This window comes from Ruminococcus flavefaciens MA2007 (assembly GCF_000621845.1).
Taxonomy (GTDB): Bacteria; Bacillota; Clostridia; order Oscillospirales; family Ruminococcaceae; genus Ruminococcus; species Ruminococcus flavefaciens_E.
The window spans coordinates 1-11,785 of sequence record NZ_JHXF01000028.1; the positions used below are offsets into that span (position 1 = coordinate 1).

Sequence of the window (11,785 nt, forward strand, 5' to 3'; positions counted from 1 at the left end):
CGAGTGCATCCTTGAGAATATCATTTGCTTTGCGAAGCTCGGCATTTTCACGCTCAAGCTCCGTAATACGCAGTTTTGCTTCATCGTCGGTCATCTGATACTTTTTAGCTTTGGCAGCGGCATTTCGCTTTGTACGCCAGTCTGATAGTGTGTAATACTGGATACCTAACTGCTGAGCAGCCTTTTTCAGTCCAATCTCATCCGAGAGCTTTAATGCTTCTTCTTTGAATTCTTTACTGTACTTCATAGTCGTTTTCCTTTTCCGGTTTTGTTATTTATATTCTACCAGATTTTTGGGTGTTTGTCGACTGCTCTTTCAGTATAACACTTCACGCTCCAAAATGAGCTGTAAACGCTTTGTCGGCGCTTAGACATATTCTGATATTGATTGGAACAGAAGCGCTAAAAACGCGTTTAGAATGCGTTCTGAGCTGCTGACAAAAGAATAGGAGCACGTTTTTATATCTTGTTATATTATAGTGCATTTTTATGAATAGCAAAAAAATCCTTGACAAAGCCAAAGAAATATAGTATTATTCTTTAACGAGGCTAATTATAGCCTTAGATTTTATGTAAAGGATGTAAAAAAATGAAAAAAGCAATCACACTCAAAAAAGCAATTAGTGCAGTACTCTCTGCGGTCACATTATCTGCTTGTGTAGTACTCCCTACATCAGTCAATCAGTCGGCTGGTAAATCATCATTGGTAAATCCAATAGTAGCTGATGCTAGTGTGTTACCTGTTAACTATTCTACTTATCACAGAATAGGTAAAGTAACAGCGGAATTAGCAAAAATGTATGGGTATGATTTAAAATCAAAAAGCTTCAAACCTTTTCCGAATGCTCTTGTATCAAAAGGTACACCTGTTCAAATACTTGGTAAATATGGAGATTACTATTTGGTATCATATGCCAAAGACGGAATGTGGATGAAAAAATCAGAGATTGCGGTAAATACAAAGAATATAACATGTAAGGCTATACAACCTGTTAACTTTACTGTATCATTTAGTGTTGGCGGCGGTGGTGCTTTTAACACCCCCAATTATAATCAAAAACAAGATGGAAATGGAGGCGTTGGTAATTGGAATATAACATTTACGATTAATCCTGGAGCAGTATTAGAGTTTAATAAAGAAGGTAAGTGTGTTCGATATTATGGAAACCAGGTTTTTTATATAGATGGGAAAAAAGTTACGCCTGTAGGCTCTAATTTCTTTTTTGACATAGGAGGCAAACTCCAATTAATTAATTATTAATAACAGCAATATATTGAACTCACCTTATGGTGAGTTCTTTTTTGCTTTGCATAATCGAAAACGCTTATAAAGAATTATTAACTACAGCAGACGATTTCCTAATATTTTCCTAATAAAGTTACTGATTAAAAATTTATCGAAATATAGGCTTTTCTTGCGTAAGTGGCTATTTTTAGCGGATTATACAGTATTATATAATACTACATAATTCCTAATAGTAATCAACACATTGCACTCATAACCCGAAGGTCGTTGGTTCAAATCCAGCCGCCGCAACCAGACTTTTGGCACTATATTGCAAAATATAGTGCCTTTTATTTTTGTCAGAATATAGGCTTTTGCAGATTATAAAGAACTGCTCGCAGGATTGACTTTGTATCATCTTGCGAGCAGTTATATTTTTTGATTATATGCCAAAATTTGGATTTATACATCAATTATACATCAATTGTGTTATTTTTTCCCTATTCTACCACCTAATATCAGGGTGTGTTTTTTAATATCGTAGAAATTCCAGTTAACCTCGGTTAACAAAACCTAAAAAACAACGCATATTAGCCAAATACCGCAGCCTTATGGCTGCGGTATGATGAATTAATGATTCACTTATAAAACACTTTCATTATCACTTGTATTTGAAGACCCAAGCGCCCAATCAGGCCAATCAATCATGTTGAGCATACCTAAGAATTTTTCTCCAGTTTCATGCTCAACCATTTTGATGTAATATGCTTTTCCATATAGATATTCACGGTAGTTGACTCTTTTTTCAGCTCCAGAATTATTTAGATGCATATCTACACCGAATTTTCTACAAAAATGTATTTCTTTGCTTAGTTCCCTTTTTATTTTTTTTGGCACTCTTATCTTATCCTTATGAACAACAAGACCTGTAATAAACTTTGGATGATCGCCACTATAATACTTTGTCTTGTCATTTAAGAAGAAATTGTATTTTCTTATTATTTTTTCGACCTCTTTATTGAGAAAACTTATATCTTCATCGGAAGAAAAAGTAATATCATCAGCGTAACGCGAATATACCGCATTGTACTTCTTTGCAAGTTGAGCCAGTTTCTTATCCATATTAATGCAAACAATATTTGCAATACATGGACTGGTTGGCGCACCTTGAGGAAGTGCTTTTTTATAACAGCATAGTTTTTTTAATGTTTTTGATGCTTCGGAAGTAAAACCTATATTTCTAAATAACCAGAAAACAGTTTTTTCATCTATTGAACCAAAAAAGTCTTTTATATCCAAACATAGCACATTCTTTTTCCCAAGATGGCACAAAGCATTTTGAAGAATAGAACGACCTTTTCGAAAACCATAAGCATACTCGGATGTATCTAACTGTTCAAGGATATTATTGAGTATCCATTTTTGTATTGATTTTAGTTTTTTTGAAGGAGCTTCAATGAGTCGTTTCTTATGCTTCTCATCTATATAAAACTTATTATAATTGCTACTTATAAGTCGAATGTTCCTTAAATCGAAAATCATCGCTATATGCTTTTTATCATATAGCACAGGCATATTTTTGTCTAATAATTGTTGGGCGTAGGATATTATTTTGTTTTTATGCATATCACTAAGTTTAGAATCATTCAATGTATGACACAAACGTTCTATATACATATCTTTTACATTTTGTTCCATAGTTTCCTCATATATAATAATCTCCGGACATTCAATACGAAAATCAAAGCGTCGTTTGCGACGCTTATCTAACAAATACGGAACGTAGTGACGGATTTGTTAGATAAAGTAAGTGCCTTTCTTTATTGGGGCGAATCGCTCCCATGCTATTGAATGTCCAGAGAATTATTAGCCTTTTCCAAATATTTTCTCATTCAATGGTATATATAGTTTTTCTTCCCATTTGTAAGAATACTTTTCCGTCATGTCGACATCATCGGTCTCAAGGTTGATTTTATCATAAGGTATTCTATACTTCTCTCCGATATTTGTAAGATAGATCTGTTTGTTTAAACGTTTAACACAGCCTTCAGCCTCAAGTCGTTCTATCATATCGACAACCTTGTTTGAGCTACATTTTAAGACTAATGATGCACTGTAAGGACTATAAAATTCATTGTTTCCAATGATATCCAAAAGTACTCTCTCACTTATACTGTACCTATATTCATTCATGTTCATTTTCATATGTATTTTTACTGGTTATACAATCTATGCATTTAGCTTTATAATTGTTTTGATCTGTTTTCTTTTTAGCCTTTTGAATATCTTGAAGCAATAACTCAATTTTCTTTTCTTCACGCAGAAATGGTGGAGTATTAGTTTTGGTTTTTAGCCAGAATGAACTTAATGTATTATTTGGAGTATTGTAATAGAACGAAATGCCTAATGCACCATTTTTAAATCCCATTTCATAATTTAAACAGTTTATATCTTCCTGCAACTGCTGATGTTTTGCTTTATCAATTACATTGTTGGAACGTTCTTCAAGATCATGTCTAAATTCTTCATTTATTAGATGCTCATATTTTTCTATGATTTCCTTCTCATCTTTCTTTGTTTTTAATATTCCATTTATATTTTCCTTGAAAAGAGGGACAATCATTATATCTTTCTTAAAAGATGAACGATATTTGTCGATAGATTTTGCAAAAGCTTTGTCCTTTTTATTCTTTGAACGTTTACAGTATGCACTACAAACGAGAAAAAGAGGAAGGGAATCGGTATTTGATATTATCTTTTCTGCAATTTTCTTTGCATTATCTGAAATAGTCCATCCAGAACCGACAATATCGTCAATTAAAACCACAACTTTATATGAATCAAGAAATCCACTTGTCTCAAGTGCTTTGTCAAACTCAGCAATAATATTTTGCTGTTTTACTGATGTATTAATATATCTGAATGCGCTGATAATTTCTTGACTGCCAGAAGCGTATTTAGATTCTACAGTAATGAAAAGGATTTCATCATTATTAATTTGACCAAATTGATTAACAACTTCAACAGTGTTGAGATAATTTCTAATATCGTTAAACATTTCCTCCATGCGGTCTTGAAACTTTACGGTTGAAACGTATTCGTATTCACTAAATAAATTCAAAAGAATACATTTAGTTTCTTCATCAGGAATACCATTAATCCATTTAGTCACATTATTTTTAAGATTATAAAGATACTTTCTTTCAGATTTTACTAAGTAATCGTTTTCTAGATCAATATCATTATGTGTACAAAAATTATTTATTGCTTCATTCACATCCATAGTTCGTTTTCACCACTTTTTATTGTGATACTGTGATATTATTATATATTATTTTGCGATTAAAGTCAAGAAAAATCACGTTAGATGCTGCAAAACTTAAGAAAATAATATAGTTAACAATAATAACTAGTGCTAAAATGAAGAAAATAGTCAGTTGATATCATAGCTAAGATGATAAATGAAGAGGCTTTCCCCGAATGCGAAAGGAATTCTCTTGATGATATGTATGCCTCTGATACGGCTGAAGAGGATTATGGTCACCTCTTTGCATCAGCTACTACACAAACTATGCGTACAGGTATAGCAATTCTCGGTGAAGGACTAAGAATAGGAGAGCTTAGACGATGAATTCTGGTGTCTATTGTATTATCTTAATATTCATAGCACTTGTCTTAATTGGCAAGTGATTTTTAATACCTCTGAATTGTCTATTATAAGCAGTGCGTCCAATTGTCCGGTTTTTTCTAAAAAAGAAAATTCAACCAAGCAGGGTGAGCGTTTATGAATTCAATGGTTAGACAGGCGAAGCTAATACGCTTTCAGATTGACTAATTCGTACTTATGTGCTATAATTCTGACAAAGAGAAGGCATTTGCTATACAGGATGACTCTATTTTATTCATTGCTTTTCATTGCAGTTTCTGAAATGAGGTGAAAGGATATGGAAACATACACAGGAAAGATGATATTCTCTGAATTTTTTGCTTTTCTTAATTCACAAAATCCATCTCGTCAATTCCATGAGATTGCACCGGAAAAGATTCAGAATTTTCTGGCACAGTTTCCGAATATCAAGCTGCCGTCTGCATATGTGGAATTTATGCGATATGCTGGAAACGGGTTGTTCTGGGTAGGATCGGACTACGGTTTTAATGAAGTTCCGGAATTAAAAGAATGGGCTGATGAATTATTAGAAGAAAACTGTTTTCCACATAAGATGAAGGAAGACTATTTTGTATTCTGGATGCATCAAGGTTATATGTTCTATTTCTTCAAATTGTCAGAAGGCGATGATCCTCCCGTATATTACTATTCGGAATGTGCTCAAATATCAGACTTTGTAAAATGCAGTGACAGCTTTACTCATTTTATTATGAAGCAATTTGGCTTTTATCGTCATGAATCTGAAATGAACTGAAATAAACGAAGACACGCTAAGCACTGGAATTGTAGAGACGTCGGGCATCTGTTTTAAATAGAGGATAAATTGGTGAATAACATGATAAAAGAGTTTTATAATGATTTTTCAATAAAAATCGATACATCAGCTTGCAAATCATTAATTGCTGGCCATGATATAAACTTAAATGACACTTGGCACTATAGCGATCAAGTATTTGAGAGCGGAAAAATATATGGAATAGTAAGTGAATATGGTCAAGGTTGTGAGTATCTGTCATATTTACTTGGTGGCAGAGTCCAGTTTGAGAATATTAAGGTTTACTGTAATGGCAGCTTGATTAGCCAGAATGACCTTAATGATGTTGCATTGAATTTAGAACCTTCTTGTGAACCATATGGGAAAAAGCAAGTGAAAAAATCAATAGAAAGTGCTCTTTTAAAAAACTCGGATAAAGGTGATTTTTCACTGATCGCTGATAAATTCCTTTTGACACCCGAAAGATATGATAGGAAGTTCAGCAATCTAAGTGGTGAACGATGGAGGGCTGCCGCTGCATTTGGCTATGCTCAGAATAAGAGGATCTATTTTGCACCGTATAAAACAAGCAGCTTTTACTATAAAATGTGTCAGTCCTGCTTATTGAAGGTATTGAGGGAGCTTACAAAGAGCGGTGCACTTGTTATACTTCCTGCCGGAAGCGATGAATTTATAAAGCATATTGCAGATGAATTAATATACCTGAACCGTAATTATGACATAGATGGTCTGCGACAGTTTTATGATAAACAGTTTGGTGAACAATGGATTCATTAAACAGTTATAACAGGGGGAGTTTTACAACTCTGAAAACGAAAGGAAATATGTGATATGGCATCAATTGCGATAATTACAGGAGCTACGGGAGGTCTCGGGCAGGAATTTGTCAGAGAAGTTTTGAAAGAACAGGTAGACGAGATATGGACAGTTGCAAGAAATCAGGAGAAACTGGATAAGCTGAAGAAACAGTTCGGGGATAAGGTGCGGGCAGTTAAATGCGATCTAAGCAAGGCTGATGATCTGGCTGCACTGAAAGAACTTATCAATGCAGAGAAGTCTGATATTAGGCTCCTTATCAACAATGCAGGTATGGGAGATATGGGCGAAAGCTGTGAGTTTTCAGATGAATATATTTCTAAGACCGTAGACCTGAACTGCAAAGCGGTATGTCTGCTGTGTAATTATGCGATACCTTTTATGTCAAAGGGAGCAAGGATACTGAATATATCCTCAGCTTCATCATTCCAGCCTGTGCCGTACATAAACCTTTATGCGGCAAGCAAGGTATTTGTGCGGTCATATACACGCTCACTGAATGTGGAGCTTAAAAGCAAGGGCATAATCTGTACAGCAGTATGCCCCGGCTGGATAGACACTGATATGCTGAGCAAGGAATACAAAGGCAAGCCTGTGAAGTTCCCGGGACTTGTTTCTCCTAACAGAGTGGCAGTTCAGGCACTCCGTGATTCCGCAAAGGGGAAGGATATGTCAGTCTGCACGCTTTTTGTCAAGTACGAGCACTTACTCAGCAAGATCCTTCCGCAGAAGCTGCTTATGAAAATATGGATGTATGGGATAAGGGATTATGTATAAGATAGAGACAGAGCGCGGCGACCTTTTTGATGTGAATAAAAATATAATCGGTATGGTCACAGTCGGTGACCATCTGAACACAACATATGGTCGATTATCATTACTGCCGTCCACGTAAATAATTGAGCTAAGCACTTGTCCAAATGGACAGGTGCTTTTTATATCTCTGAAATTGCTATTATTAGCAGCGCGTCTGATTGTCTGTTTTTCTGTAAAAAGGAACTCGCCCGTGAAGGGCGAGTTGTGGTATTATGTACTTTCATCACATCAGCAGATGACAGTGTATTGCATTTTCTTTATGATTGTTTGCTGGCAATTTTATTGAAAACGTGGTTATACACCTTTATTATATTTCCGACCAGTATTGCTGCAATAATGCTGCCCTCGCGGACTCCTTTGAGCTCGCCGAGGAAAATAAGGCATATTACAGCTGCAATAGCTATATACAGAATATCAAAGAATATCTTAACATTCTCATATCTGAAACCAAATACCCTGCTGATTGCACGGTTCATAGCTTCACCCGGAAGCATTGCTACTGCACCTTTAAGCTGCATCCATATGCCAAGTGCAAGTATAATGCAGCCGAGAAGCATAAAGACAAACTGCATAGGATAAACTGTTACCTGTATATCCTTTATCAGCCATACAGAGAAATTGGTCAGATAACCGTATACAAAGGCAAGTGCGGTCTGGATCGCTATCTCGAAATAATTGCATTTGCCTTTCAGTACGACGACTTGTATCGCTATTTGTATTACGCTAAGCAAATTCAGCCAGCCGCCAAAGGACAACAGCGAGCTTACCAGTGATACCGAATATGGCACGGATGCAACAGGCGATGTCCCGAGACCTGCTTTTGCTGAGAAAGCAACGCCAATTGAAGCGATGAATAGTCCAACAAGGAACAGGGAATAACGCTTTATCATATCAGGCATATTATGAGCAGATGATGTAGTATTATTACTTTGAATATTACGCTTTGTCATAACAACTCTCTCATTTTAGATGTAATAAGCCAGCAGTCATCGAGTTCTTGTCCGACACACGACCATGAAAAAATAGTATGTCTGTGATTATCTTTCAGCAGGATCTTTTCTGTTTCAGACCATAATTCATTTGTTATATTCTTATCTTCACCCTGCTCCATAAGATCTTCGATGCCCTGAACAATAAGGTTTACGGCAAGATATTTCTGCCAGATGTCCATATCGTCGGAATATCTGTTATAAAAATCAATGTAATTAGCTGTATTTTTATAGTCACCTGCACAGATCTCCCAGTCCTGTTCAGCTGAGAACGGTAATCTGACACCACATTCTTCATTTATCTTTTCATAAAAATTATCCATTTATTTTATCCTCTATTTGCGTTTCGCGCATTTTGCCCAGTAGTTCATGAAGCGTTCTTTTGTTCTGTAGATACGATGCCACAAAATAGTGCTTTTGTCGTAACTTTTGCCGCTTTTTATAAGTAATTCTTCATGTTCCCAGTCAGCTTCTGCTTCTGCTTTTGTCCATCGGCTTACATAGTCGTGTATGTTCCAGCTTTCGGTATATTTGCGGTGCATACCTGATTTGCCTGCAATCAGTTCGCGCTCTGAACTGCAGCGGCGGAACAGTCGGTTTTCGTGCTGTTTTGCCAATTTTGAATCTTTATTATTATCCTTTATAACAGGATTCTTTTTATAGCTTCTGCTCATAGCGCGACCTCCTTTTTAGCAATATTATATTCTCATTTTTCCATTATATCATAAGCAGACATAAAAATCAATCTCAGCGTATACGCCTTCAGAGGACACTACTGACATGAAAGATATAGTATGCGATATCATTAGAAATTCAGAAAATATTGAACTCGGTGGTTGTTACAGCGGAGATCATATGTGTCTGTCTGTTTCTGATAATACGATACTGATCATTGAACATGGGATATGGGACTAATAAAGCCAATTCCTGACTATATATCCAAACTGTACACAAAATGAAAGCCCCACATTTGTGGGGCTTGATGGTTATATCAGAAATTGAGTTCGTCTGTTATTTGGATCGTGTTTAGATCTGCGGCAATTATTTTTTTGTTTGAGAGCATATAAATGTAGTCGTCGATATATAAAGCTCTGTCATATCTGGGATTTTTACCTAGATCTCTCAGATCTTCTTTAGGTGACTTAATATCGCCTTTCTGTACGAATTTTCCATTTTCAAAACTATAAAATACATATTCATTCATGTTGGCTTTGTAAGCGATACAGTTTTCGGTGGAAAGATAGTATTCATGAGTAAGAGGTATGCATATGATATTCTTTTCCGGAGCTATAATAAGAGGTGATAAGTGGAAAGTTGAATAGATCTCCTCGGGATTTTCTTTATTTGGATCCCAGGTCGAAGCATCGATTCTCTGGTCATCCCATTTGCATATGTCGGCAGTTTTTAGTTCTTTCTGGTCAGAACTGTCGAACATTGTAAGCCTTACACCTATAACGTAATTGTCTTTGTTTGTACTTTCACCGAGACAAATTATTGAGTTTTCGTCCCATGACTGCATATATGAGCTGTAGCCTTTGATCTTTAAATTGTCAAGAACAGTAGGATTTTCCGGAGAACTTAAGTCAATTGCATAGATCTTATCCTGCCTGTGTGAAGGAGAGACTAAAGCCATATCATTAACGAAATCTACGTTATATATGCTTTCCTCATTTTCAACATTGTTAATGCTTCCGACTATGTTCATATCCATGTCGAGAATATGGAATCTGGCAGATTTATTTTTTCCTTTATAAGTGTAGAAACCATCGTCGCCGCTTCCTTCTAATCTGTCGTATGAATATTCTTTTATCTCTTTATTGTCGCTGTATTTGTGGAAGACCTTGTCGTACTCCGCATAGTTTGCTGCAATACATAAATATCCGTTTGTTTCATAAAAGAAGCCTGAGTGGTTTACTGAGCCATCTATGGTACATCCAGCCGCAGGTGCAATAATGCCATTTTTGAATGATATGCGTGTCAGATCTGTTTTGCCGCCTTTATCCCAACTATATGATTTGGCATAGATGTTTTCTTCGGAAATGTAATCACACCATGAACAGCCTGCAAGAGCTTTAATATCACAGATTTTCGGTGAGCCTGTATTGTTGAGATCTATGCTGCCTATGATCCAGTATTTTAGTTTTTCGCTTGCGGTTATCTCTTCAGGAAGCAGTATATCCTCGGGGCGGACAGGGGAGTAATCACCGTTAAGACCATAGTACGGGATATAATTCCCGATGTCCTTACTGCTTTCAATGTCAGTGGATTTAAGGCTTGAATATGATGTCGGAATGATTAAATATCCATCGGTGGTTATTCTTGGATAGCCGCTGTATCCCGACTGTTTGTATACATCTATCAGCTTGGGAGTATCATCGGTGGTATAAAAAGCAACAAAAGAGAAGTGTTCATCATTGACGTAAGAATTTCCAATAGAGACTGAACCAATTACAGCTATCATATTATTGTATATGAACATTTGCCAAGCATCGATACTTTTATTGTCATCATCATCGCAGATATCCTTTTTTAAGTCTACTTCTCTATATCCGAGAAATTTTCCGTTTTCAACGTCGATCACACGCAGAAAGGAATGCTTATTTTTCTTTTCATCATAGTAATCATCCAGATAGCAGATATGTTTGCCGTCTGTTTTGATAATATCGTAACTGAAAACATCATTTTCCTGATAGTTGTTACCCGGATCTGTCTTTTTAGCGGGATCCAATGGAAGGATGCTGTCAGTGAAAGGGACACCCATTGGTGAACTGTAACTGGCACCGGATAAATAACTGTATTCTTCAGAGCCTGCATCTTCGTCATCTGATAAATCTGAGTGTTCGGCTTCGTATACAATATCTATATCATCATCGTCATAATCTGTGTTTCTTCTTATACGTTCAAAATCCTGTTTTTGAGCAGATTCTTTTAATATTGTATATACCTGCTTGTAATCCTTGGCATTACTCATATAGTACGGCTGGCTTTTGAACTCGATATTGTTATCGTTATTATTTGCGCAAGATGCTGTTCCTGTAATTAAAACAAAAGCTGTTGCAGCAGCGGTGATACGGGACATAACATTAGAAAAATACTTCATGCGAAATCCTCCTTGAGATCTGATTAAAAAATATCTAATCATCAGGTAGCTAATGTATCAATTATAACATTTTTCACATGAGTTGTAAATGCCTTTGAGGTATGATATAATTAAGAAAAAAGCAGGAGCAGGTTATGTTAGTAGAGAATGGTGAATGGATAATACACGGACTTGCGTGGGACGATCCATACAGGATACGCAGTCCGAAAGAGTTGGTAAATTGGATAAATGAAGTGGGATTTCTGCCGCTTTTCGGAAATGGAGTCAAAGGTTTCTCTGTAGAGGAGCACGTTTCACCTGACTACTGGTGGACTGGTGACAGGGAGCAGGATCCGTGGGAATGGCGTGAGATAATAGCGGCAGGACATGAAGTGGCTTATGGCAAATTTTTTGATAA

The 11,785-nt window shown here is 36.2% G+C and carries 14 protein-coding genes; 6 read left to right on the top strand and 8 right to left on the bottom strand.

The features are described 5' to 3' along the window. A partial coding sequence (locus T497_RS0111340) for a transposase (protein WP_028515719.1) occupies positions 1-247 on the bottom strand: 247 nt, incomplete at its 3' end. 342 nt (positions 248-589) lie between these two features. Here T497_RS0111340 and T497_RS0111345 point away from each other — a divergent pair. Next, positions 590-1,261, top strand: a complete 672-nt coding sequence (locus T497_RS0111345) for a hypothetical protein (RefSeq protein ID WP_028515720.1) — start codon at positions 590-592, stop codon at positions 1,259-1,261. A 606-nt stretch (positions 1,262-1,867) separates the two neighbouring features. On the opposite strand, the gene T497_RS16665 is transcribed toward T497_RS0111345, so the two are convergent. From T497_RS16665 to T497_RS0111360, 3 genes are all read right to left on the bottom strand, one after another. Beyond that, positions 1,868-2,923, bottom strand: coding sequence for a reverse transcriptase family protein (locus T497_RS16665; RefSeq protein WP_051530635.1), 1,056 nt, complete (start codon positions 2,921-2,923; stop codon positions 1,868-1,870). A gap of 168 nt (positions 2,924-3,091) precedes the next feature. Next, positions 3,092-3,430 carry a hypothetical protein gene (locus tag T497_RS0111355; protein WP_155266900.1) on the bottom strand — a complete coding sequence of 113 codons (339 nt, stop codon included), beginning with the start codon at positions 3,428-3,430 and terminating at the stop codon, positions 3,092-3,094. Continuing rightward, positions 3,411-4,508, bottom strand: coding sequence for a phosphoribosyltransferase-like protein (locus T497_RS0111360; protein WP_028515722.1), 1,098 nt, complete (start codon positions 4,506-4,508; stop codon positions 3,411-3,413). The genes T497_RS0111355 and T497_RS0111360 overlap by 20 nt, the downstream gene beginning before the upstream one ends. 661 nt (positions 4,509-5,169) lie before the next feature. Here T497_RS0111360 and T497_RS16670 point away from each other — a divergent pair. From T497_RS16670 to T497_RS18955, 4 genes are all read left to right on the top strand, one after another. Next, positions 5,170-5,646, top strand: coding sequence for an SMI1/KNR4 family protein (locus T497_RS16670; protein ID WP_051530636.1), 477 nt, complete (start codon positions 5,170-5,172; stop codon positions 5,644-5,646). A gap of 81 nt (positions 5,647-5,727) precedes the next feature. Then, positions 5,728-6,444, top strand: a complete 717-nt coding sequence (locus T497_RS0111370) for a hypothetical protein (RefSeq protein WP_028515723.1) — start codon at positions 5,728-5,730, stop codon at positions 6,442-6,444. A gap of 54 nt (positions 6,445-6,498) precedes the next feature. After that, positions 6,499-7,260: an SDR family NAD(P)-dependent oxidoreductase gene (locus tag T497_RS0111375; protein ID WP_028515724.1), complete on the top strand. Its 762-nt coding sequence runs from the start codon at positions 6,499-6,501 to the stop codon at positions 7,258-7,260. Next, positions 7,253-7,378 (top strand): hypothetical protein, encoded by a 126-nt coding sequence (locus tag T497_RS18955; protein WP_278244743.1) that lies wholly within the window; start codon positions 7,253-7,255, stop codon positions 7,376-7,378. Before T497_RS0111375 ends, T497_RS18955 begins: the two co-directional genes overlap by 8 nt. Before the next feature lie 178 nt (positions 7,379-7,556). Here the strand turns inward: T497_RS18955 and T497_RS16675 are convergent, their stop codons facing one another. The 4 genes from T497_RS16675 to T497_RS0111395 form a co-directional block, all read right to left on the bottom strand. Then, positions 7,557-8,249 (bottom strand): YczE/YyaS/YitT family protein, encoded by a 693-nt coding sequence (locus T497_RS16675; protein ID WP_051530637.1) that lies wholly within the window; start codon positions 8,247-8,249, stop codon positions 7,557-7,559. Further along, positions 8,246-8,611, bottom strand: a complete 366-nt coding sequence (locus T497_RS0111385; RefSeq protein ID WP_028515725.1) for a hypothetical protein — start codon at positions 8,609-8,611, stop codon at positions 8,246-8,248. Before T497_RS0111385 ends, T497_RS16675 begins: the two co-directional genes overlap by 4 nt. A gap of 12 nt (positions 8,612-8,623) precedes the next feature. Beyond that, positions 8,624-8,962 carry a hypothetical protein gene (locus tag T497_RS16680; protein WP_037324993.1) on the bottom strand — a complete coding sequence of 113 codons (339 nt, stop codon included), beginning with the start codon at positions 8,960-8,962 and terminating at the stop codon, positions 8,624-8,626. Positions 8,963-9,279: 317 nt separating this feature from the next. Then, on the bottom strand, positions 9,280-11,388 hold the full coding sequence (locus T497_RS0111395; protein ID WP_028515726.1) for a beta-propeller domain-containing protein: 2,109 nt from the start codon (positions 11,386-11,388) through the stop codon (positions 9,280-9,282). Positions 11,389-11,522: 134 nt separating this feature from the next. Between T497_RS0111395 and T497_RS0111400 the strand changes: the two genes are divergently transcribed. Next, positions 11,523-11,785: AlkZ-related protein (locus tag T497_RS0111400; protein ID WP_028515727.1), on the top strand; the 263-nt coding region annotated here is incomplete at its 3' end.